We start from the raw sequence: 22,442 nt of genomic DNA, 5'->3' as shown, positions 1-22,442 counted from the left end.
AGTGAAGGCGTGGTCGGCGGCGGCATACCGGTGGATCAGCTCGGGGTCGCCAGGTGGGCGCTCCAGCGGGGACGGATCAGAATCCCCCTCCGCCACCGGGGTGCACGTCGAAGTCGCGGTCGACGATGTCGATCTTGTCGCAGCGCTTGCAGGTGAGCCGGACCGTCCGGTTCGGCAGCCGCTGCCTGGACCACTTGTGCCCGAGCAGGAGGCAGAGCGGATGACGTCGAGCCATGGCACAAGTGTGCTCGCGCCTCTACTCGTCCGGAAGGCCTGCGCCGCGCCGGCGGCTGGGGTTACTCGCCAGCTGCGGGTGCGTCGGCGTACTCCTCGTCGGTGACCGGGGTGAGCCAGTGGACGACGTCGTGGTCGGCGTCGCCCTCGTTGATGGCGACGTGCACCATGAGCCGGTTGGGCGAGGCGCCGTGCCAGTGCTCCTCGCCGGCCTCGAAGAGCACACGGTCGCCGGGACGGATCACCTCGACGGGGCCGCCCCGGCGCTGACAGAGCCCGACGCCTTCGGTGACGAAGACCGTCTGGCCGAGCGGGTGGCGGTGCCAGTGCGTGCGGGCGCCGGGCATGAAGTGGACGAGGTTGGCCGTGACGCGCGACGGTGCGGGCGCAGCGGCGACGGCGTCGATGTAGACGTCGCCGGTGAACCAGTTGCTTGGACCCTTGAGGGTGTCGACCGAGCTGCGGGTGATCTGCATGGGATTCCTTCTAGCCGTTCGCGGTCGGGGTGTCGGTGGTTGCCGTCATGTCCGTGGTTGCCGTCGGGGCGGGCGTCGAGGCCGCCCACGACGCGAGCAGCTGGAGGCGCTCGGCCGACGGTGAGCCGGGTTCGGCCGTGTAGACCATGAGAACGAGGCCGGGCTCCGCGGTGATCGCGAGCTCCTCGTAGGCGAGGGTCAGCTCGCCGACGACGGGATGGTTGAAGCGCTTGGTGCCGGTGCCGTGGGTGCGCACGTCGTGGGCGCTCCACAGGCGTCGGAAGACCTCACTCCGCGTGGACAACTCGCCGACGAGGTCCTGCAGGCCGCGGTCGTGCGGGTCGCGGCCGGCCTCGGCGCGCATGATGCCGACGCACATCTCGGCGAACAGCTCCCAGTCCGGGTAGAACTCGGGCGACGCCGGGTCGAGGAACTGGAACCGGGCGAGGTTCGGCATCCGTCCGCCCGTGCCGATGACGGGGGAGTAGAAGGCGCGGCCGAGGGTGTTGGTCGCGAGCAGGTTCTGGTGTGGGTCGCGCACGAACGCGACACCATCGCGGATCGACTCGAGCGCCCACTGCAGGCTCGGGCGCGACGCCGGCTTTCCTGCGGCGCGCCGGCGCGGCCGGCCCGACGTGGGGATGCCGTCTGCCGCGCGGGCGAGGTCGAGCAGGTGGGCACGTTCCGTGTCGTCCAGCTGGAGTGCGCGCACGAGTGCGTCGAGCACGCCGGCCGAGGCGCCCGCGATCTGCCCGCGCTCGAGGCGGGCGTAGTACTCGACGCTGAGGCCGGCGAGCGTCGCGACCTCGCTGCGGCGCAGTCCCGGGACGCGCCGGCCGCGTCCCACGGGCAGGCCGACCTGGGCGGGAGTGATGCGGGCGCGGCGGGTCATCAGGAACTCGCGCACCTCCTGGCGGTTGTCCACGCCTTCGAGCGTATGCCGCCGGCTCCGGCTCGTAGAGCCGCGAAGGGTGCCCTGTCAGTACGTCCCTCGACAGGGACTCCCGCAACCATTCGAGAGCGGCTTGACTCGTGACGTGGGCCGTTGGGCCCGGCGGGCGCTGGCCCGCGACTGAAGCGATCGAAGGAGTTCACGCGATGCGTGGAGTTGTCATGTACGGACCCGGCGACGTGCGGGTGGAGGACCGCGAGGACCCGAGGCTCATCGAGGCGACCGACGCGGTCATCCGCCTCACGGCGACGTGCATCTGCGGCAGCGACCTGTGGCCTTATCGCGGCGCCGAGCCGGTCGACCACCAGGTGATGGGCCATGAGTACGTCGGCGTCGTCGAGGAGGTCGGCTCCGATGTGCGCACCGTCAGGGTCGGCGACTTCGTCGTCGGGTCCTTCTGGGCCTCGGACAACACGTGCGAGATCTGCAGGGCGGGCTACCAGGCGTACTGCACCCACCGGGTGCTCATGGGCACCATCGGAACCCAGGCCGAGCTGGCGCGCATCCCCCTGGCCGACGGCACGCTCGTCGTCACCCCGGGGCGGCCCGACCCCGAGCTCATCCCGTCCCTCATGGCGGCCTCCGACGTGCTGGGCACGGGTTGGTTTGCGGCGGTCGCCGCCGAGGCCGGCCCGGGCAAGACGGTTGCCGTCGTCGGTGACGGCGCCGTCGGCCTGCTCGGGATCCTGGCCGCCAAGCAGCTCGGCGCCGAGCGCATCATCGCCTTCAGCCGGCATGCCGACCGGCAGTCCCTCGCTCGCGAGTTCGGCGCCACCCACATCGTCGAGGAGCGCGGGGAGGCCGGCGTCACACGGGTGAAGGAGCTCACCGACGGGCTCGGCGCGCACTCCGTCATCGAGGCCGTCGGCACGCAGGAGGCGATGATGCAGGCCATCCACTCGACACGGGCCGGAGGCCACGTCGGCTTCGTCGGTGTCTCGCACGACGTCGCCATCCCCGGCGACGAGCTGTTCATGGCCGGCGTGCACATCCACGGCGGTCCTGCCCCCGTGCGGGAGTACCTGCCGCACCTGATCCAGCTGATCTGGGACCGGAAGATCGACCCGGGCAAGGTCTTCGATCTCACCCTGCCGCTCGAGAAGGCGGCCGAGGGCTACCGAGCCATGGACGAGCGCACCGCGACCAAGGTCCTGCTGACGCTCTGACCACCCGTCACCAAACTGGGTCACCTCATGACTCAACGCAGAGGAGCACCGATGGACCTGCAGGACTTCCTCGACCACGTGAACAGCGGCGCCGTTCTCGAGGGCGGCTCGCCGCAGCACGAGTTCATGCACGGGGCCGCGCAGGAGGCGCTCCGGGTCGTCTCCGAGCTGAACAACGCCTACCGGACGCCGGACGAGGTGCGGGCGCTCCTGTCGCGGCTCACAGGGCGTTCCGTGCCGGACTCCGTCACACTCTTCCCACCGTTCTACTGCGAGTTCGGCCAGAACCTCGACCTCGGCGAGGGGGTCTTCGTCAACATGGGCTGCCGCTTCCAGGACACCGGCGGCATCACCATTGGCGAGGGCACGCTCATCGGGCACGGCAGCACGCTGACCACGTTGAACCACGCCGTCGACCCGGACCGACGCGCCGACATGCTGCCGGCCCGGGTCACGATCGGCCGGAGGGTGTGGCTGGGCGCCGGAGTCACCGTGGTACCGGGGGTGACCATCGGCGACGGCGCGGTCGTCGGCGCCGGCGCGGTCGTCACCAAGGACGTGCCGGCGAACGCTGTCGTCGCCGGTGTCCCCGGCAGGATCATCCGGATGACAGGGTTCGACGCCACACGCCCCGACTGAGTGGGACCGGGTGGGACTCCGACGGCGTACGCGTCTTCATACCTTTCGAGGACGTCCGATCGACAGGGCCAGGCCCGTGAGCAGCAGGGCGGCTGCCACCACCGCGAACGCAGCGCTGAGGTCGACGTCCTGCTCCGTCACCGTGACGTGCTTGGGCAGGTCGGCGAGGACCTTGGTCAGTCCGTCGGCGTCGGTGGCCGCGAAGTACTCGCCGCCCGTCGTCTGGGCCACGCCCTTGAGGGCGGCCTCGTCGACGACGAGGAAGTTGCGGCCGCCGAGCCCCGGCCCACCGCCCGGCCCCCCGCCACCGAAGTCGCGGACCCGGGGCGGCGCGAACCCGCCGTACTGGTCGCGCGTGCAGGCCATCTGGGTCGGGTTCGTCGTGCCGAAGCCGATCGGGTAGACGCGCACCCCGCGGGCCGCGGCCTGTTGGGCTGCCTCCGCCGGGGTGACGCCGCGGGTGTTCGCCCCGTCGGTGAGCAGCACGATGATCTCCGGCGCCACGTCAGGCTTCTCGCCGGTGCCGCCCGGCCCACCTGCCCCTGCGCTGGGTATGGGTGTCGGCGTGGGAGTCGGGACAACGGTCCCCGGGCCGTCCGTCGTCGGCTCGTCCACGGCGTCAGACGGCGCGACGTTCGGGTCGAGCTCGGCGATCGCGTCGATGGACCGCAGGATGGCGGCCCCGATCGTCGTTCCTCGCCCGGTCGTCACGGCGTCGAGCGCCTCGAGCAGATCGTCCCTGTTCTGCGTCGGAGCCACGGCAAGCTGCGCGAAGCCCGAGAAGACGACGAAGCCGATCTTCGTCTCGTCGTCCTGGTTCTTGATGAACGACCGCACCGCGGCCTGGGCTGCCGCCAGCCGGTTGGGGTCGACGTCCGTCGCGCACATCGACCCGGAGACGTCGAGGGCCAGGATGATCGTCGAGCTGGACGTCGGCACCTGCGCCGTGACGGTCGGGCGGGCCGCCGCCAGACCGAGCAGACCGAGAGAGGCCAGCACCATGGCGATGGGCACGTGCCGTCGCCACGAGTGCGACCCGGCGCCCACCGACCGCAGCAGCGCGACGTTCGAGAAGCGCACGGCCTGACGCCGCCGACGCCGCAGCTGCCAGACGTAGACGACCGCCAGCAGCGGCACGAAGAGCAGCGCCACCAGCAGCACCGGCAGTCCGAACGACACTCAGATCACCCGCCCCTGGCGCAGCACCGACACCGTCGCGCCGCCGAGCAGCAGCAGCGCCGCGAAGGCGGCGACCCACGACGTCACCTCGTGCGGCACGGTGCGCGTCGTCCACTGCAGCTCGATGGCGTCGTAGACCGCGGCGAGTGACGCCGCGTCGGTCGCGCGACGGTACGTGCCGCCCGTCGTCTGCGCGATCTCCTGCAGTGACGTCTCGTCGAGCGCCGTCGCGACGCTGAACCCGTCGACCTGGATGACCGTGCCCTCCGGCGTGCCGAGCCCGATCGGCTCGACCTGCACGCCTGCCGCAGCGGCCAGCTCGGCAGCCTTGACGGGGTCGGCCGAGGCCGTGTTCTCCCCGTCGGTGAGCAGCACGATCGCCGTCCCTCCGTGGAAGCCGATGGCCGTCTCGTCGGTCGTGCCCGCCTCGGCGTCGCCCGGTGCCTTGACCGGCTTGCCGACGATCGCGCTCAGCCCGGTGAGCACGCCGTCCGCGAGTGACGTCTCGCCCGACGGCTTGAGCCGCGCGACCGCAGCCAGCACGGCGGCCCGGTCGTCCGTCGGCCGCTGCGTCACCAGTGCGGTGCCGCCGAAGGCGACGACCGCGATGCGCACCGACGTCGGCTGCTTCTCGACGAACCCACGCGCCGCCGCCTTGGCCGCCTCGAGGCGTGACGGCTTGACGTCCTTGGCGGCCATGCTGTTCGACACGTCGAAGGCGAGCACGACCGTGCCCTCACGGTGCGGCTCGGCGAAGGAGGCCACCGGCCGGGTCAGCGACAGCACCAGCACGGTGAGCGCCCCGATGAGGAGCGCCGGACCGATGTGCCGCCGCCAGCCACGGGGCGGCGCGGGCATGAAGAGGCCCTGCTCGGCGAGGGCGACCCGCCGCTGCTCCTGCACGCGCAGAACCCGGCGGTAGCCGACGACGAGCACCGGGACGACGAGCAGTCCCGCGAGCGCCCAGGGCCACGTGAGTGTCATCGCCGCCCCCCTGTGTTCGACCCGCTCATCGCCGTCTCATCCGCCGCAGCTCGGAGATGCGCATGAGTGACCGCACGAGGTCGTCGTCGGTGCGCACGGTGTAGAGATCGGCACCGGCCTTGCGTGCCCGCGCCTCGAGCTCCGCCTGCCGCGCGTCCGCTGCCGCCGCCAGCCGTGCGCGGAACGCCGTGTCGCTCGTGTCGACGAAGATCTGCTCGCCCGTCTCGGCGTCCTCGACGTAGACGGCCCCCGCGTCCGGCAGCTCGCTCTCGCGCGGGTCGATGACCTGGAGCGCGACCACCTCGTGGCGCCGCGCGAGTTGCGCCAGCGGTTTCTCCCACCCGTCGGCACTGATGAAGTCGGACACGACGAGCACCAGGCCGCGCCGGCGTGCGATTCCCGCCGCAGCCGTGAGCAGCAGCGACAGGTCGGTGATCCGGCGGTCCTCGCTCTTGAGGCCCCTTGCGTATGCCGTGTCGCCGGCACCGCTCCCCGGCTCCGTCCGCGCCCGGCGCCTCGCGAACCAACCAGGTGCCGGAACGGGATCATCCGTGGCAGAGCGCGACTCGCGACGGTCGAGGAGCAGCTTCGCGATGCGCAGCACCTGGTTGCGCCCCGACGCCGGTGGGACCACAGCGTCGACGCCGGTGTCCATGACGATCGCCCCGACCCTGCTGCCGCCGCGGGTCAGCACGTGCGCCAGCGTCGTCGCGACCTCCGCGAGGACGAGGTCCTTCTGCCGGGCGACGGGCCCGAAGCCCATCGAGGCCGAGTGGTCGAGCAGCAGCCAGGCCGTCAGTTCGCGGTCCTCGACGAACTCGCGGACGTACGGGGTGTCGAGCCGTGCCGTGACGTTCCACTCGATGTGCCGCAGGTCGTCGCCGGGCTCGTACTCGCGCAGGTCGGTGAAGTCGAGCCCCGAGCCGCGGAAGAGGCTGCGGTAGTCGCCCTGCAGTCGCCCGTCGAGCCGCCGCACCACCCTCCACTCGAGGCGTCGGAGCAGCCGCTCGGCGCTCAGCGTGTCGGTCGCGCCCATGTCGCGTCACCAGACGCGGGGCCGGCCGTGCCCCCGGCAGGGATCCCACCGGACTCCGACCCGAAGGCGCCGGCCACCGACCCGCGGACCTGCTGGTCGCGCGCCTGCTGTTCGCGCAGGGGCGCCGTCGGCACGGGCACCGCGTGGATGATCGGGGTGAGCAGGTCGTCGGGGGAGAGGTCCTCGGCCAGCGCCTCGTACGACAGGACGATGCGGTGCCGCAGCACGTCACGGGCGAGGTCGCTGACGTCACCGGGCAACGCGTAGTCGCGCCCACGGAGGAAGGCGAGCGCCCGCGCCGCCAGCACGAGGTTGATCGACGCGCGCGGGCTCGCGCCGTAGGTCAGCAGCCGGGCCAGGTCGTCGCGGCCCACACCTGCCGGCTCGCGGGTCGCCGTGGCCAGCCGGACGGCATACTCGATGACCGCGGGGTCGACGTAGACGGCGTCGGTCTCGCGCTGGAAGCCACGCAGCATCTCCGGGTCGAGCACCTTGATCGTGTTGACGGCAGCGGAGATCTGGCGCTCGACGACGACGAACTCCTCAGCGGCAGAGGGATATCCGATGAGGACCTTGAGCATGAAGCGGTCGACCTGGGCCTCGGGCAGCGCGTACGTCCCTTCCGACTCGATGGGGTTCTGGGTCGCCATGACGAGGAACGGGTCGGGCGCCGGGAAGGTCTCGCGACCGATCGTCACCTGCCGCTCCTGCATGACCTCCAGCAGCGCGCTCTGCACCTTCGCCGGCGCGCGGTTGATCTCGTCGGCGAGCACGAGGTTGGCGAAGACCGGACCGAGCGAGACCTGGAACTCGCCGTCGCGCTGGTTGTAGATGCGCGTGCCGATGAGGTCGGCCGGCACGAGGTCGGGCGTGAACTGGATGCGCTGGAACTCGCCGCCGATCGCGTGCGCGAGCGTCTTGATCGCCATCGTCTTGGCCAGGCCGGGCACGCCCTCGACGAGCAGGTGGCCGCGGGCCAGCAGGGCGACCATCATCCGCTCGAGCAGCAGGTCCTGTCCGACGATGGTCCGCTTGACCTCGTAGAGCGCCTGTTCCAGCTCGTGCCGACCCTGCCGGCCACTCGATCTGCTGCCTGCCTCACCGTCCATGCCGTCCTCCTGCCGCTGCTGCGCCGCTGTCGTGGTGTCGTGGTGTCGTGTCGAGCTCGGGTGTGCCGTGTGCCGTGTGCCGTGTGCCGTATGCCGTATGCCGCTGTGCCGCTGTGCCGCCTAGCGCGCGATGCCCCCGGTCCCACCGCCCGCCGTCGCGATGGGCACGGCGAAACCGATCCCGACGAAGAGGGTCTGGTCGGTGGGGTTGGCCAGGCCCGTGACGATGCCCACGACCTGTCCCGTCTTGTTGAGCAGGGGGCCGCCGGAGTTGCCCGGGTTGACTGCCGCGTCGAACTGGATGAGGTGCTCGAGCTGGCGGCTGCCCTCGACCCGCACGGTCCGGTCGAGCGCCGACACGACGCCGGCCGAGAGCGAGTCGGTCAGCCCCAGCGGGTGGCCGACGGCGAAGACGGGCGCCCCCACCACGAGGCCGCCGCCGAGCACGGCCGGCACGACCGTCTCGGGAAGCTTTGCCGGAGTGAGGGTCGCGATGTCGCTCTCGGGCTTGCGGGACGCGACCGTGGCCGGCGAGGTGGTGCCGTCGGAGAACGCGACGGTGATCGCGCTCGCTCCCTGGACGACGTGCAGCGCCGTGAGCACGGTGCCGTCCGCGTTGACGACGATGCCGGCGCCACTGCCCTGCGACCGGGCCCCGGCCGATGTGCCTCGGGTGGTGATGAGGACGAGCGACGGGGCGATCGCGGCGTGCGCGAGCGTCGCGTCGGCCGGAGCGGCCGCCTGGGCCTCGGCCTGCTTCTCGATCCCCTTCTGCACGGTGAGGTCGACGTCGCGCCGGGTGATGGGGGCGGGGCCGGGAGGTCGCGTGACGGCATACGTGGTCAGTGCTGCGGCGACGAGCACGACGACGGCGAGCGTGGCCCACACCCACCGCGGCACGGCGGCGAGCCGGCGGCGCGTCCGCTGCCACGGCCCCTCGGGAGGCTCGGGTTCCGGGCTCGGCCCGGAGCCGGCGAGCGGCGATCCTGGTGGCGCGAACAGCCGCGCGCGCAAAGGTGTCCCGGCGCCAGGGGCGGCGGTGTCGACTGCGGGGGGAGCGGTGACCCGTGCCACCTTTTCGACTGTACGTTTCGATCGGCCCGAGCGGCAGTGGTCAGCCCCGAGTTCACAGGTTCCGCCGAACCGGTGACTCTCGGTCACCCCCACGGGTAGGAATGGCGTATGCCGTCCGCCGCGTCCCTGGTGCGTCAGTGCCTCGCGGAGCAGCGGGAGGCGCTGACACGGGCTGAGGAGGCCCTGCACGCAGGCGAACCCGAGGGTCTGCACGACGTGCGCGTCGCCCTCCGCCGCATCCGCTCGGCGTTCGCGACGTTCCGGCCGGTGTTCGAGCGCACGGTGACCGAGCCGCTGCGCGACGAGCTGCGGTGGGTCTCCCGGTTGCTGGGGCAGGCCCGCGACGTCGAGGTCGTCATCGAGCACACCGAGCTGCTGCTCGCGGCGGCCGAGCCGGTCGGGCTCGACGACGCCGTCAGCGGCCTGCGGGCGCGCCTGCGACTCGACCTCGCCGCCGCGGGTGACGTCGTTGAGGAGACGCTCGCCTCGACGAGGTATGCCGCCATGCTCGCCCTGCTCGACTCGGCCGCCGGCGACCCGCCGTTCACGGCCGGTGCAGACACGAGCGCGAAGAAGTTCGCCCGCAGGCGGGTCGAGCACGACCTCGAGCGGGTCGTGGAGCGGATCGGCCTGGCCCGGGCCACCAGCGACCCCGTCGAGCAGGCCGCCCGGCTGCACGACGTGCGCAAGGCCGCCAAGCGGTTGCGTTACGCGGCCGAGGCGGCCGCACCGGTGGCAGGCTCGCGCATCCGCGAGATCGAGGAGGTCGCCGAGTCGGTCCAGGATGTCATCGGCCTGCACCACGACGCGACGGTCACGCGGTCGAGCCTGCGGCACCTCGCGCTCGACGTCGACAGCGGCGAGGCGGCGGCGTTCCTCATCGGGCACCTCGACGCCGATGAGCAGCGCGCCCTGCGCGACCTCCGGTCACGGGCGATGGATGCCCTGACCGCGCTGGAGAAGCTGGCCCCGGACCGCCGGTGACCCACGCGCTGCCGAGCCGGAACGTCCTGGGTCACGCGTGAGTCCCGTCGTGGTCCCACCTGCCGATCGCTGACGTCGCGTTCTGGGTGCCCCCCAGATCGGTTGCGTCAGGTCCGGGTGGCGCGACGCCCCGTCACGCCGGCACCTAGCATCGGCGCCATGCCCGATCTCCTCGTCCGTGACGCGACCCCCGGCGACGCGGCAGCCTGCGCGGCCGTCTACGCGCCTTACGTCACCGGCACCTCGATCACGTTCGAGACCGAGCCCCCCGACGCCGAGGAGATGGGCCGGCGCATCGGGAAGGCGCAGCGATCACATGCGTTCCTCGTACTGGAGGACGCGGGTGAGGTCGTCGGGTACGCGTACGGCGGGCCGTTCAAGGAGCGCGCCGCGTACCGCTGGTCGTGCGAGGTCTCGGTCTACCTCGCCAGGGACCGCCACGGGCGAGGCGGCGGTCGGCGGCTCTACGAGGAGCTGCTGACCCGACTGACCGCCCGCGGCTACCGGATGGCCGCGGCGGGGATGACTCAACCCAACGAGGCGAGCGGCCGGCTGCACGCGGCGATGGGCTTCGAGACGGTCGGCACCTACCGCGACATCGGCTGGAAGTTCGGCGCGTGGCACGACGTCACCTGGGTGCAGCGCAGACTCGGCGACGCGTTGCCGGCCGGGGAGGATCTGCCCGAGCCGACCTGACCGTCGGAAAGTGGGCACTCGACCTGACTCACCCCGTCGAGTGCGCAGTTCCCGACGCGCGGACCCCGTCGGAAAGTGGGCACTCGACCCAAGTCACCCGTCGAGTGCGCAGTTCCCGACGCCCAGGCCCCGTCGGAAAGTGGGCACTCGACCCGAGTCACCCGTCGAGTGCCCACTTTCCTACGTCGTCAGGGGAGGGCGGGGTAGTCCGTGTAGCCCTCGGCGCCCCCACCGTAGAAGGTCGCCGGGTTCGGCTCGTTGAGCGAGGCACCCTCGCGCCAGCGGCGGGCCAGGTCGGGGTTGGCGAGGAACTCGCGGCCGACCACGACGGCGTCGCCGAGGTCGCGCTCGAGGAGGTCCTCCACCTGGGCCAGGTCGGTCACCGAGGCGAACCCGGTGTTGAGCAGCACCGGGCCGCCGAACCGCTTGCGCAGGTTGCGCACGAGGTCGGACTCCGGGTCGCCGAGGATGCTGAGGTAGGCGAGGCCGAGCGGGGCGATGCCCTCGACGAGCGTCTCGTAGGTCGCGGCCGTCTCGAGCTCGTCCTCCTCGAGGACGCCCTGGATGTTGTGCGCAGGCGAGATGCGGATGCCGACGCGGTCGGCGCCGATGGCCTCCGCGACGGCTGTCGTGATCTCGACGGTGAGGCGCGCGCGGTTCTCGGGCGAGCCGCCGTAGGCGTCGGAGCGCTCGTTGCTCGACGGCGCCAGGAACTGGTGCGGCAGGTAGCCGTTCGCGGCGTGCACCTCGACACCGTCGAGCCCGGCCGCGATCGCCTGCCGGGCCGCGTGGACGAACTCCGCCACGAGCGCAGGGATCTCGTCGGTCTCGAGGGCGCGCGGGACGGCATACGGCTGCTGGCCCGATGGGGTGACGACGGTGCCGGGCGCGGCGATGGCGCTGGGGGCGACGCTCTCGAGCCCACCCTTGTTGTCGGGGTGCGCGACTCGACCCGCGTGCATGAGCTGCACGACGACGTGGCCGCCGCCCTCGTGCACGGCGTCGGCGACGAGGCGCCAGCCCTCGACCTGCTCGTCCGAGTGCATGCCGGGGGTGTCGAGGTAGCCCTGGCCGACGGCACTCGGCTGCGTGCCCTCGGTGATCAGGAGGCCGGCGCTCGCGCGCTGGCCGTAGTACTCGGCGTTGAGCTCGGTCGGCACCTGGCCCTCGCCCGCGCGGTTGCGCGTCAGGGGGGCCATGACGAAGCGCTGGGGGAGGTCCCAGCGGCCGATGCGGATGGTCTCGAAGGCCGTGGACACAGGCCTGCTCCTCACTGTCGGTGAAGTGTCGGGGTGTAGGTGGCGGTGGTGGTCCGCGGCTGCCCACCCGTGTGGGTGGAGCCTTCAACTACCTGGGCGACAAGTCGGACAGCAGGGCCAGCATTCCCCGAGGAGGGCCGGTGTGATGCGTCAGGCACGGCGCGCGGGCATGACGAAGGGGAGGATGCCGCAGCATCCTCCCCTTCGGTACAAGCGCTCAGTCCGCGAGGATCACGGCGCGTAGATGTACTTCATGCCCGGACCGTCGGTCAGGGTGCGGGTGTTGTAGTTGTACGCACCGGCCAGGGCGTTCATCTCGACGATGGTGACCTGGTCGCCGTTGACGGCCGTCACCCAGGCGACGTGGCCGACGCCCGAGGAGCCGTGCACGCCGGGCTGCATGACCAGGATCGAGCGCGTACGCGGCGTGCCCGTCACGGTGTAGCCCGCGTTGGCGGCACCCGAGGCCCACGCCATCGCGTTGCCGGTCCAGCCGCCGGGGTAGTAGCCCTCGGACGCGTGCCACTTGGCGAGCGCGCCCCAGGTGCACTGGCCCGGGGTGGCCCAGTTGTACGACGAGCGCATGCCGGAGGAGGCGCCCGGCACGGAGCCGTTGCTGGTCGACTTGGCGGTCGACGTGGTCGCCGTCAGCGTGCGACGCGTGAGGTCACGCGAGGCGCGCTCGGCGGCGGCCTTGCGCTCGGCGGCAGCCTTCTCGGCAGCGGCCTTGACGGCAGCAGCCTTGACCGCAGCAGCCTTGGTCGCGGCGCGCTGCGTCTTGACCTGGATGTCCTCGATGACGCGCGGCTTGGGGGCCGCGGCGGGCTGGGTGACCGTCTTCTGGGCAACCGGCGCGTAGCCGATCTTCGAGAGGGCGGTCGAGGCGGCGGGGACGGCGCCGGTGGTCGGGCCGACCGCGGCAGCGCCGGCGGTGGTGGCGGACAGGGGCTCGGCACTCGCGGGGTTCGCGAAGGTGGCCACGAGGCCGCCAGTGGCTGCGACGAAGGCCGCACCCTTCATGGCGGGCTGTGCCGTCTCACGCGCGAGGAGCTTGAGCTCGTTGAGGGGGTTGTGACGGCCTGGCGCACGGTGGCGGCCGCGGATGATCTCGTTGTTCACGCTTGTACCTCTCCGCGCCTACGAAGTTAGCTGTCGGGTTCGGGCGGAAAGGTGCCCGGCTCTCCCCCGGTTCGCGACAGGTCGCGATCCGGGCGAGTACTTCACCCCAAGGACGTCCGGAGTCGTGGCGCCGGACGCCCGGAGAAACGTGTGGTTCCTCCGCTCCCGTCACAAGGTTTGCTCTCGCTCGAGAGGCGGTGACAGGACTAGGCGGTCCACCTCGCGAGCGCCCGACCAGGTGGCCGGACTCCCGGAAGAGTAGACGACGGGACTGGCAAAAGTCACGCTGAGGTAACGGACACGCGCCAGAAAGGTCGTTGACGGTCCGTTTTGCGACGATTTACCTGCGTCATACCTTTAGGTCCTTGTGACGGGAGTCACATGGCAGGTGCTGACTCTGCCGTGACGTCGGCGCGACCTGCTGGACGTACCCGCAGCGGGCAGCTGAGCCACCACGTCGGGGTCGGCGACGACCCCGACGGGCGCGTCAGGCGCCGCTCGCCAGGTGGCCGAAGACGATGACGTTGTCGCGGTACTCGTTGCGGCTGTCGGTCGGACCACCGCAGGTGACGAGGCGGATCTCGGCGCGGCGGAAGTCGCTCTTGTAGACCAGGTCGGTCGGGAACTGTGACTTCCGGTAGGCCGCGACGCGGTCGACGGTGAAGGTCAGGTGCGAGCCGTCCTGTCGCGAGACCCTGACGACGTCGCCGGCCCTGACCCTGCCGAGCTCGTGGAAGATGCCCGGCACGCCGGAGGGTGTGTCGACGTGCGCGGCGATGACCGAGGGGCCGAGCTGGCCCGGTGTCGGCCCGGCGTCGTAGAGGCCGACCTCCTGGGCCGTGCCGGGAACCGAGATGGTGCCGTCGCGCTGGATGTGGAGCGGGACGAAGGTCCTCGAGCTCACCCCGATCGAGGGGATCTCGAGCGACGTCGGCTCCGACGCGTCGAGAAACCGCCCGAACGCAGCGCCGGGGTCCGACGTGGGCGGCGAGGCAATTGTCGTCCTCGCAGGTCCTGGGCCGGTCGTCGTCGAGGTCGTCGCCGGGGCCGCTGGGCCAGGGGTCGCTGGTGCCGGGGCCGCTGCGGGCGGCGGGGTCGCAGGGCTCCCCGACGGGCCGCGGAGTCCGATGACGAGCGCGACGACGCCCACGACGAGCAGCACGGCTGTTGCGACCAGGGCCGCCGCGACACCGGTGGTGACGCGACGGCCCGGCTGCGACGGCATACGGCCCGGCTGGCTCGGTCGGCTCGGTTGGCTCGGTCGGCTCGGTTGGTCCGACTGGCCCGAGGTGCCCGACTGCTCCGCCATGGGACGTCTTTCGCTCAGCCGCGCGACCGTGCGGCGCGGCGGGCGGCGAAGGCGCCGGAGCCGGCTGCAGCGAGCAGCGCACCGCCGCCGAGGAGGAGCATCGAGTCGTTGGTGCTGGTCTTGAGGCCGTCGGCGCTCGTGCCGCCGCCGGTGTGCATGCCGCCGGCCGGTGCGGTGTGGAGCGCCCCGCAGAGCGCCGGGTCGGTGGCCTCGGTGGGAAGCTTCGGGTCGAGGTCGCTCTTCGTGGTGCCGGAGTACTTGCCGTCGTGGTTGTGGTCGACGCCGTGGATGACGACGACGGACTGGCCCTTGGCGATGGCCTCGGCGACGCCGCTGGAGACCTTGATGCTGCCGCGCTCGTAGCTGATCCTGCCGCCGGGGGCGGTGGAGAACCGGTCGATGGCGAGGGCGCTCTTGGGGCTGGTGTCGCCGGTCTTGGTCAGCGACACGACGACGTCGCCGTATGCCGGCCCGCCCTCGGTCGTGTTGAGGTGGCCGTTGTTGTCGGTGTCGTCGGCCAGGGTCGGGCACTCGTGGCGGGCCGCGGCGGCGAAGTGGATGTGCGCGGCGTGGGGGTTGTCGGGCAGCAGCCCGCGCGCGGCCATGGTCACGGTGATCATGTCGCCCTCGACCTCGACCATGGCGGTGCCGCTGCCCTTGACCTCACTGCCCGCGACGGGCTTGAGGTTGGCGCTGACCCAGCCGTCGGCGGCGAACGCCGGTCCGATCGTGAGGGCCATGGCCGCGGCGGCCGCGAGGCTGGCGCCGGCGATTCGAGTCGTCGTGCGAGTGGTGGTGCTGCGCATCTGTTCTTCCTCCTTGACGAGGAGACAAAGCCGTCCAGCCTGCTCTTTCTCAGACGGGGTCGTCGTCGACCATCTCCGGGGTGGGGTTCGCCGTGCCGCGCCGACTGGATTGGGGGTCCAGTGAACTTTCTGTGCCGTCACGCTCCACACGGACCGTCGGCGGGCTTGACTGGCAAGGAGCGGGCGCGACCCTGCGCCCCATGGAGGAAGGACCCATCGTGCTCGAGAGCTCCAAGGCCTTCGGCGGCTTCTCCGTCGACGACATCCCGGCCGCCCGGGCGTTCTACGCCGACACGCTGGGCCTCACGGTGACCGAGGCAAACGGCATGCTCACGCTCCACCTCGCGGGCGACCGGCCGGTCATCGTCTACCCCAAGCCGAACCACGCCCCCGCGACCTTCACGATCCTCAACTTCCCTGTCGCCGACGTCGAGGCGACCGTCGACGAGCTGACGGCGCGGGGCGTGACGTTCGAGAAGTACGAGGGGACTCCGACCGAGACCGACGAGAAGGGCGTCTTCCGCAAGGGCGGGCCGCTCATCGCGTGGTTCACCGACCCGGCCGGCAACGTCCTCTCGGTCATCGACTCGTCGCCTCCTGACGCGGCCTGACGCCGTCCTGACGCCGTCCTAAGGCCGTCCTGACGTCGGGCGGCCCCGGCGGCGCGTGGCTAGGGTCGGGGGGTGTTCGACGACAGCGCCCACGTCCTGCGCCGCGCCCGCCGTGTGCTCGCCGAGCACGTGACACCTGCGGTGCACCGAGACCGTATGCCGCTCGCGACGTCCGCGTGGCACGTGCCCGGCGAGCCGGTGCCCGTCGCAGACGCGCTGGGCGTGGCCGCCGACGGAGGCTTCGAGCCGGTCGGGCCGGGCACGCCGTGGGGTGAGCCGTGGTCGACGTGGTGGTTCGAGATCACCGGCTCGGTGCCGGAGGCCTTCGTCGGGGAGTGCGTGGAGGTCGTCGTCGACCTCGGTTTCCGGGGTGAGGGGCCGGGCTTCCAGGCCGAGGGGCTGCTCCACGACGCGGACGGCACGCCCCTCAAGGGGATCCACCCGATGAACCGCTGGTTCCGGGTGTCACCGGAGGCCGCCGGTGGCGAGCCGGTGCGGCTCTACCTCGAGGCCGCCGGCAACCCCGCCGTCATGGAGCACGGGTTCCGGCCGACCGGGCTCGGCGAGGTCGCGACCGCCGGTGCCGAGCCGCGCTACGTTCTCGGTCGCATCGACGTCGCCGTCTTCGAGCCAGAGGTCTTCGGCCTGGCAATGGACCTCGACGTGCTCGTGGACCTCGCGACCGAGCTGCCCGAACGCGACGCCCGGCGGCTCGAGGTGACGGCCGCGCTCGACGACGCGCTCGCGGTGCTCGACGTCCACGACGTGCGCGGCACCGCAGTGGCGGCCCGCTCGGCGCTCGCCGAGGTGCTGGCGGCCCCCGCGGTCACCAGCGCGCAACGGCTCACGGCCGTGGGCCACGCACACATCGACTCCGCCTGGCTCTGGCCGGTGCGCGAGACGGTCCGAAAGTGCGCGCGCACCTTCGCCAACGTCACGGCGCTCGCCGTCGACTACCCCGAGCTCGTCTTCGCCTGCTCCTCCGCGCAGCAGTACGCGTGGATGAAGGAGCGCCAGCCGGCGATCTGGCATCGCATCCAGGACGCCGTCGCGGCCGGCACGTGGGAGGCCGTCGGCGGCCAGTGGGTCGAGGCCGACGGTGTCATGCCGAGCGGCGAGTCCCTCGTGCGCCAGCTGCTCCACGGGCAGCGCTTCTTCGAGCGAGAGCTCGGGGTCCGGTGCCGCGGCGTGTGGCTGCCCGACTCGTTCGGCTACTCGGCGGCATACCCCCAGATCGCCCGCCTCGCGGGCGCAGAGTGGTTCCTCACCCAGAAGCTCAGCTGGAACGACACCAACACCTTCCCGCACCACACCTTCTGGTGGGAGGGCATCGACGGCACCCGCGTCCTCACGCACTTCCCGCCCGCCGACACCTACGAGAGCAAGCTCGGCGGCGCCGACCTGCACCGATCCGCGCGGCAGCACCTCGACAAGGGCCGCTCGCGAAGGGCCCTCATCCCGTTCGGCTTCGGCGACGGTGGCGGCGGGCCCGAGCGCGAGATGCTCGAACGGGCCCGGCGGATGCGGTCGCTCGAGGGGTCACCCTCCATCGAGGTCGGCACCGCGCAGTCGTTCTTCGACGGCGTGCGTGAGGAGTATGCCGAGGCGGCGCCCACGTGGTCGGGCGAGCTCTACCTCGAGCTGCACCGCGGCACCCTCACGAGCCAGCGTGCGATGAAGGTCGGCAACCGCGGCTGCGAGGCGCTGCTGCGCCAGGCGGAGCTGGTGTGGACGATCGTCGCCGTGCACGGCTTGGGGGAGTGGCCCGCCGAGCGCCTCCGCCTCGTGTGGGAGCGACTGCTGCTCCTGCAGTTCCACGACATCCTGCCCGGCAGTGCGATCTCCTGGGTGCACCGCGAGGCGAGGGACGACTTCGAGCGCCTCACCACCGAGCTGCGGGCACTCGTGGGCGAAGGGCTCGAGCTGCTCGGCGGCGGCCTGTTCAACGCCGGCCCGTTCGGGCGGCGCGAGGTCGTCGACGGAGCGGAGGGGCCGGTGCTCGTCGACGTGCCGGCGCTGGCAGTGGGTGGGTCGAGGGTCGAGCGACCCTCGAACCCGGTGACCGTGGACGGACTGACGGTCACCAACGGTCTTGTCTCCGTGACGATCTCACCTGACGGGTCGGTCGAGCGCATGGTCGACCATCGGCACGACGACCGCGAGGTGCTGCCGGCAGGTGCTCGCGCTGCCGAGCTGCGGCTGCACCCCGACGTCCCCGCGATGTGGGACGCGTGGGACATCGACAAGCCGCACAGCCACACCTGGACCTCGCCCGTCGACACCGTCGTCGAGGTCCTTGAGAACGGCCCGCTGCGAGCCGTCGTCGAGGCACGCGGAAGGGTCGGACGCTCGGCGTTCGTGCAGCGCACGACGGTCACCGCCGACTCCCCGCGGGTGGACGTCGAGGTGCGGGTCGACTGGCGCGAGCGTGAGCGGGCTTTGGCGGCATACGTCCCCGTCTCGGTGCTCGCCCCGCACAGCAGCGCCGACATCCAGTTCGGGCACCTGCGCCGGGCGACCCACGAGAACACGTCGTGGGAGTCCGCGCGCCACGAGATGGTCGCCCACCGCTGGCTGCACGTCGGCGAGGAGGGCTGGGGCGTCGCGCTCGTCAACGAGGCCACCTACGGGCACGCGGTGCGCCGCTCGGTCACCGACGCCGGCGAGCCGGTCACGACGATGCGCCTGACGCTGCTGCGCTCCCCGTCCTTCCCCGACCCCACCACCGACAGCTCGGACGAGGTCGGCGAGCAGGTCATCCGCTTCGGCATCGTGCCCGGCGCCGACGTCGCCGAGGCGATCGAGCACGGGTATGCCGTCCACCTCCCGCTGCTCGGTGCGCTGCGGTGGCCTTCTGGCGCAGCTGAGTCCGACGCCGCGGCCGGGCAGTTCGACCGGCCTGTCGTCGAGGCGGACAACCGGGCCGTCGTCGTCGAAGCCGCGAAGCTCGCGGAGGACGGCAGCGGCGACGTCGTGGTCAGGCTCTACGAGTCGCGAGGTGGTCGGGTGCGGACCGTCGTGCGGCCCGCCTTCGACTGGTCGGCCGTCGCGGAGGTCGACCTGCTCGAAGGGGACTCATCGGCACTCGACGGCCGTCGGGCCCTCGTGGGAGGCAGCGATCGGGCCCTGGCCGCGGGCGGGCAGGCGGCATTGGACCTGCGGCCGTTCCAGATCGTGACCCTGCGCTTCAGACGCCCCACCCCCTGAACCGTCGAATGGCCACGTGGCCGCCCCAACCGTCGAAAGGCCACGTGTGGCCGCCCTCCGATTGTCGAAGGGCCAGCTGTGGCCCTCAGCTCTCGGAGGCCTCGGCGATGGCCGCTCGACGTAATAGGCACAGCTCGGTGATCTCGGAGATCAGCTCGAGGGGGACCGGGCGGTTGATCGGGAAGCGGACGGTGTCCTTGGCCCGGCGGTAGGGGCCGATGGCGTCCTCGAAGTCGCTGTCGCCCGTGGGCACGGGGTACAGGCCGACGTGGTTCTTCCAGCCCGCGTAGTAGATGAGCGGCTTGCCGTCGACCGTGAAGGTCGCCATGCCGTAGCTGATCTTCTCCGCCGCGTGGGGCGCCGCCTCGTGGATCGTCCGCCGCACACCGGCAAGCTGACTGCGCGTCTCCTCGGGATAGGACGCGATGTAGTCATCGACGGACGCAAATCTCGGGGCCAATCCAGGTCCTCACCTTGTTCCGGACCGGTCGTGGAGGGGTGCCTCGACTGTATTGCGCGAAAGGGGTGACTGCAAAGTAAGCACGTGTTACGGGATGAACACGTCAACAACCTACGGAAACAGGACAAGTCGCCACTCAGACGTCGAGCCACTGCTCCCCGGCGAGCACCTTCTCGACGACCACGGCGCCCGGCCCGGCGGGGCGCCGGCCGAGCAGGGTCGCCGTCGTGAAGCCGGCGGCGAGGCCGTCGAAGACGTCGTGCCGGCGCAGCATGGCGTGGCGGCCGCTCTCGACCGTGACGTAGCCGACCTGCGCGGTGCGCGCGAGGTCCCGGGCGACGGCCGTCGAGCTGGTCGCTCGGGCCACCCGGTCGTCGTCACCGTGCACGATCAGGACGTGCCGGCCGGTGAGGTCGAGGTGGCCCTCGTGCGGGTAGACCCACGGGTTGAGGGCGACGGCGCTGACGACCGGACGCTCGGCCGCTGCCAGCAGGGCTGCGCGGCCACCGAGCGAGTGGCCCACGAGGCCGACGGGCAGGTCGGGGCCGAAGCGGTCCGACACCTCGCGCAGGGCCCAGCGGACGTCGTCGACCGGGGTGTGGTGCGCGTCCCAGCCGCGGGTCGAGTTGAGCAGTCGCAGCACCGCGAGCTCGCCCTTGGCCGCCCGCGCGATGCGCGCCGCGATCGGCACCATGCGCAGGACCGACAGCTGGGTCGGGCTGACCCGCATCGGCTTCCGGCGCGCGGCGCCCCCGTGGAGCACGAGCACGACACCGCGGGGTGCGCTGGGCGCGGCGGTGTCGATGAGGCGTGCATGGGTCACGGAGACGGCATACCCGGTTGAGGTAAACGCGCCGCAAGAACTGCGACGCGCCTACCTCAACGCGGTGGAGGGGTCAGGGGCGCAGGAGGACCTTGATGGCGCGGCGCTCGTCCATGGCGCGGTAGCCCTCGGCGACGTCGTCGAGCGGCAGGGTCAGATCGAAGACGCGGCCGGGGTCGATGCGTCCGTCGAGCACGCGCTCGAGCAGGTCGGGCAGGTAGGTGCGCACCGGGGCCATGCCGCCGGAGAGGCCGACGTTGCGGACGAACATCTGGCGCACCGGCAGCTCGACACTGTGCGGGGCACCGACGAACCCGACGGACGAGCCGGGACGCGCGATGCGGAAGGCCGTCTTCATCGACTGGTCGGTGCCGACGCACTCGAGCACCGAGTCGGCGCCGACGCCCTCGGTGAGCTCCATGATCGCCTCGACGCCGGCGTCGTCGCGCTCGGCCACGACGTCGGTGGCGCCGAACTCCGTGGCGAGGCGCTGGCGGGGCTCGTGGCGCGACATCGCGATGATCCGCTCGGCGCCGAGCTCCTTGGCGGCGATGACACCGCAGAGCCCGACGGCACCGTCACCGACGACGACGGCCGTGCCGCCGGCCGAGACCCGCGACGAGACCGCGGCGTGCCAACCGGTCGCCATGACGTCGGAGAGCGTGAGCAGCGACGGGACCATGGCGTCGTCCGGCGTGCCGTCGGTCTTGACGAGGCTGCCGTCGGCCTGGTTGACGCGGACGAGCTCGGCCTGGCCGCTCTCGGTCCAGCCCTGGTGGTCGCAGACCGAGGTCATGCCGGCGAGGCAGTGTGGGCAGGTGTTGTCGCAGTGCACGAAGGGGATGACGACGAAGTCGCCCTTCGAGAACCGGCTGACGTCGGAGCCGACCTCCTCGACGACGCCGACGGCCTCGTGGCCGATGGTCGAGCCGGCCGTGATCGGGTTGGCGCCGCGGTACGGCCAGAGGTCCGATCCGCAGATGCAGCCGGCCACGACGCGCACGATGGCGTCGGTGGGCTCCTCGATGGTCGGGTCCGGCACCTCGGAGAGGCGGATGTCGCCGGCAGCGTGGATCGTCGTAGCGCGCATGGTGGCCATCCTTCTCCTGCCCGCCGCCGCCTCCAAACCCGTGGGGAACTGAGCACTCGCCCGGAGGGGTCGGTCGAGAAGTGAGCACTCGACTGGAAGGGGCCCGTGGGGAACTGGGCACTCGACGGGGAGGGGTCGGTCGAGAAGTGAGCACTCGAATGGAGCGACTGGTCGAGTGCCCAGTTTCCGACGGGGTGCGAGGCGGCTCAGCCGCGAGAGCGCAGCCTGAGGTTGGGCAGCCCGGGGGCCGGGAGGGTGCGGTCCCACTCCGTCGGGAAGATTCCGTATGCCGTCACGCCCGTGGTCTCGCGGGCGCGCTGCCACTCCTCCCGGAAGCCGACCACCTCGTCGTGGCTGCGGTCGATGAAGTTCCACCACATGACGATCTGCTCGCCGAAGGGGGCGCCACCGAGGAGCAGGAACCGCGCCGGCTCGTCGGGACCGGCCTCGACGGTGACCGTCTCGGCGCCGACCGCCTGGAACGCGATCTCGCCGGGCTTCGCGGTCACGTCACCGACAGTGAGCAGCCCTGTGTCGCAGAGCAGTCCGTGCTCGTGGGCGGGATCGAGCGTGATCGTGAGTGACTGCCCCGCATCGAGGGTCACCTCGGCACCGACGAGGTCGGAGAACATCGTCACGGGTGAGGTCTGTCCGAAGAGGGTGCCGAGGAAGACGAGCACGCGTGCGCCGTCGACCTCCGTGACCGGCGGCGCGTAGTGCTCGAAGCCCGGGTCGGTGGAGCGGTCGGCCTCGGGCAGCGCCACCCACAGCTGCGCGCCGTGCAGCACGGTGGTGTCGGGCGTGGAGTACTCGGAATGGGCGACGCCCTTCCCGGCGGTCATGATGTTGAGCTCGCCGGGGCGGACGAAGGCGTGGGCGCCGGTGGTGTCACGGTGCTCGACCTCACCGGTGAAGAGCCACGAGACGGTCTGCAGCCCGGTGTGCGGGTGCCCGGGAACGGCCATGCCGCCGGACTGCGACACGTCGTCGGGACCGTAGTGGTCGACGAAGCACCACGCCGCGATGAGCGAGCGCTCGCGCTGGGGGAGGCTGCGGCGTACGGGCATCGCGCGCGGGCCACCCAGCGGCACCTCGCGGTAGGGCAGGACGACGGCCGCGGTTGGTGCCGAGCCTGCGGTGGCGTCCTCGGTGGCGTCGTCGCCGCAGACGACCTCGGTGGGGTTGCGGTCCGGGTTGCTCACACGATCAGGCTAGGCCGCCCCGGACAG

At 71.8% G+C, this 22,442-nt stretch carries 22 protein-coding genes and 1 riboswitch; of the genes, 6 read left to right on the top strand and 16 right to left on the bottom strand.

Annotation, left to right across the window (positions count from 1 at the left end):
* Positions 1–76 precede the first annotated feature (76 nt).
* From AC1DE0_RS06250 to AC1DE0_RS06240, 3 genes are all read right to left on the bottom strand, one after another.
* On the bottom strand, positions 77–235 hold the full coding sequence (locus AC1DE0_RS06250) for a DUF1660 family phage protein (RefSeq protein WP_478098320.1): 159 nt from the start codon (positions 233–235) through the stop codon (positions 77–79).
* A 61-nt stretch (positions 236–296) separates the two neighbouring features.
* On the bottom strand, positions 297–710 hold the full coding sequence (locus AC1DE0_RS06245; RefSeq protein WP_478098318.1) for a (R)-mandelonitrile lyase: 414 nt from the start codon (positions 708–710) through the stop codon (positions 297–299).
* Between the two features lie 10 nt (positions 711–720).
* Positions 721–1,635, bottom strand: a complete 915-nt coding sequence (locus AC1DE0_RS06240) for a helix-turn-helix transcriptional regulator (protein ID WP_478098316.1) — start codon at positions 1,633–1,635, stop codon at positions 721–723.
* Positions 1,636–1,808: 173 nt separating this feature from the next.
* Between AC1DE0_RS06240 and AC1DE0_RS06235 the strand changes: the two genes are divergently transcribed.
* Together AC1DE0_RS06235 and AC1DE0_RS06230 are read left to right on the top strand one after the other, a co-directional pair.
* The gene (locus tag AC1DE0_RS06235; RefSeq protein ID WP_478098314.1) at positions 1,809–2,828 is read left to right on the top strand and encodes a zinc-dependent alcohol dehydrogenase family protein; all 1,020 of its coding nucleotides are present in this window, start codon (positions 1,809–1,811) and stop codon (positions 2,826–2,828) included.
* 51 nt (positions 2,829–2,879) lie between these two features.
* Entirely contained in the window at positions 2,880–3,467 is a 588-nt protein-coding gene (locus tag AC1DE0_RS06230) for a DapH/DapD/GlmU-related protein (protein ID WP_478098312.1), read from the top strand.
* Positions 3,468–3,503: 36 nt separating this feature from the next.
* On the opposite strand, the gene AC1DE0_RS06225 is transcribed toward AC1DE0_RS06230, so the two are convergent.
* The 5 genes from AC1DE0_RS06225 to AC1DE0_RS06205 form a co-directional block, all read right to left on the bottom strand.
* The gene (locus AC1DE0_RS06225; protein ID WP_478098310.1) at positions 3,504–4,646 is read right to left on the bottom strand and encodes a VWA domain-containing protein; all 1,143 of its coding nucleotides are present in this window, start codon (positions 4,644–4,646) and stop codon (positions 3,504–3,506) included.
* Positions 4,647–5,630, bottom strand: a complete 984-nt coding sequence (locus AC1DE0_RS06220; protein WP_478098309.1) for a VWA domain-containing protein — start codon at positions 5,628–5,630, stop codon at positions 4,647–4,649. It abuts the gene before it with no gap.
* Between the two features lie 25 nt (positions 5,631–5,655).
* Positions 5,656–6,666, bottom strand: coding sequence for a DUF58 domain-containing protein (locus tag AC1DE0_RS06215; protein WP_478098307.1), 1,011 nt, complete (start codon positions 6,664–6,666; stop codon positions 5,656–5,658).
* Positions 6,645–7,775 (bottom strand): AAA family ATPase, encoded by a 1,131-nt coding sequence (locus AC1DE0_RS06210; RefSeq protein WP_478098304.1) that lies wholly within the window; start codon positions 7,773–7,775, stop codon positions 6,645–6,647. The genes AC1DE0_RS06215 and AC1DE0_RS06210 overlap by 22 nt, the downstream gene beginning before the upstream one ends.
* Positions 7,776–7,895: 120 nt before the next feature.
* Entirely contained in the window at positions 7,896–8,675 is a 780-nt protein-coding gene (locus AC1DE0_RS06205) for a S1C family serine protease (RefSeq protein WP_478098302.1), read from the bottom strand.
* Positions 8,676–8,957: 282 nt separating this feature from the next.
* On the opposite strand from AC1DE0_RS06205, the gene AC1DE0_RS06200 reads away from it, so the two are divergent.
* Both AC1DE0_RS06200 and AC1DE0_RS06195 read left to right on the top strand, forming a co-directional pair.
* Positions 8,958–9,833 (top strand): CHAD domain-containing protein, encoded by an 876-nt coding sequence (locus AC1DE0_RS06200; RefSeq protein ID WP_478098300.1) that lies wholly within the window; start codon positions 8,958–8,960, stop codon positions 9,831–9,833.
* A gap of 159 nt (positions 9,834–9,992) precedes the next feature.
* The gene (locus AC1DE0_RS06195) at positions 9,993–10,529 is read left to right on the top strand and encodes an N-acetyltransferase family protein (protein ID WP_478098298.1); all 537 of its coding nucleotides are present in this window, start codon (positions 9,993–9,995) and stop codon (positions 10,527–10,529) included.
* A gap of 188 nt (positions 10,530–10,717) precedes the next feature.
* Here AC1DE0_RS06195 and AC1DE0_RS06190 read toward each other — a convergent pair whose 3' ends face one another.
* From AC1DE0_RS06190 to AC1DE0_RS06175, 4 genes are all read right to left on the bottom strand, one after another.
* Positions 10,718–11,788 (bottom strand): alkene reductase, encoded by a 1,071-nt coding sequence (locus tag AC1DE0_RS06190; protein ID WP_478098296.1) that lies wholly within the window; start codon positions 11,786–11,788, stop codon positions 10,718–10,720.
* Between the two features lie 231 nt (positions 11,789–12,019).
* Complete coding sequence (locus AC1DE0_RS06185) at positions 12,020–12,907, bottom strand: CHAP domain-containing protein (protein WP_478098294.1); 888 nt, start codon at positions 12,905–12,907, stop codon at positions 12,020–12,022.
* Between the two features lie 3 nt (positions 12,908–12,910).
* Positions 12,911–13,100: riboswitch (cyclic di-AMP (ydaO/yuaA leader) on the bottom strand.
* A gap of 294 nt (positions 13,101–13,394) precedes the next feature.
* On the bottom strand, positions 13,395–14,216 hold the full coding sequence (locus AC1DE0_RS06180) for a sortase domain-containing protein (RefSeq protein ID WP_478098292.1): 822 nt from the start codon (positions 14,214–14,216) through the stop codon (positions 13,395–13,397).
* Between the two features lie 14 nt (positions 14,217–14,230).
* The gene (locus AC1DE0_RS06175) at positions 14,231–15,022 is read right to left on the bottom strand and encodes a hypothetical protein (protein ID WP_478098290.1); all 792 of its coding nucleotides are present in this window, start codon (positions 15,020–15,022) and stop codon (positions 14,231–14,233) included.
* Positions 15,023–15,222: 200 nt separating this feature from the next.
* On the opposite strand from AC1DE0_RS06175, the gene AC1DE0_RS06170 reads away from it, so the two are divergent.
* A complete protein-coding gene (locus tag AC1DE0_RS06170) occupies positions 15,223–15,633 on the top strand; it encodes a VOC family protein (protein ID WP_478098288.1) in 411 nt (136 codons plus the stop codon).
* A 72-nt stretch (positions 15,634–15,705) separates the two neighbouring features.
* Entirely contained in the window at positions 15,706–18,840 is a 3,135-nt protein-coding gene (locus tag AC1DE0_RS06165) for an alpha-mannosidase (RefSeq protein WP_478098286.1), read from the top strand.
* Positions 18,841–18,925: 85 nt separating this feature from the next.
* Here the strand turns inward: AC1DE0_RS06165 and AC1DE0_RS06160 are convergent, their stop codons facing one another.
* The 4 genes from AC1DE0_RS06160 to AC1DE0_RS06145 form a co-directional block, all read right to left on the bottom strand.
* Positions 18,926–19,300 (bottom strand): iron chaperone, encoded by a 375-nt coding sequence (locus AC1DE0_RS06160; RefSeq protein ID WP_478098284.1) that lies wholly within the window; start codon positions 19,298–19,300, stop codon positions 18,926–18,928.
* 136 nt (positions 19,301–19,436) lie between these two features.
* Positions 19,437–20,123: an alpha/beta fold hydrolase gene (locus AC1DE0_RS06155; protein ID WP_478098282.1), complete on the bottom strand. Its 687-nt coding sequence runs from the start codon at positions 20,121–20,123 to the stop codon at positions 19,437–19,439.
* A gap of 73 nt (positions 20,124–20,196) precedes the next feature.
* On the bottom strand, positions 20,197–21,213 hold the full coding sequence (locus AC1DE0_RS06150) for a zinc-dependent alcohol dehydrogenase family protein (protein ID WP_478098280.1): 1,017 nt from the start codon (positions 21,211–21,213) through the stop codon (positions 20,197–20,199).
* Positions 21,214–21,419: 206 nt separating this feature from the next.
* Complete coding sequence (locus tag AC1DE0_RS06145) at positions 21,420–22,415, bottom strand: pirin family protein (protein WP_478098278.1); 996 nt, start codon at positions 22,413–22,415, stop codon at positions 21,420–21,422.
* Between the last annotated feature and the right edge of the window lie 27 nt (positions 22,416–22,442).

The organism is Terrabacter sp. 05T424 (assembly GCF_056396225.1).
This window is presented reverse-complemented; position numbering and strand designations above follow the sequence as displayed.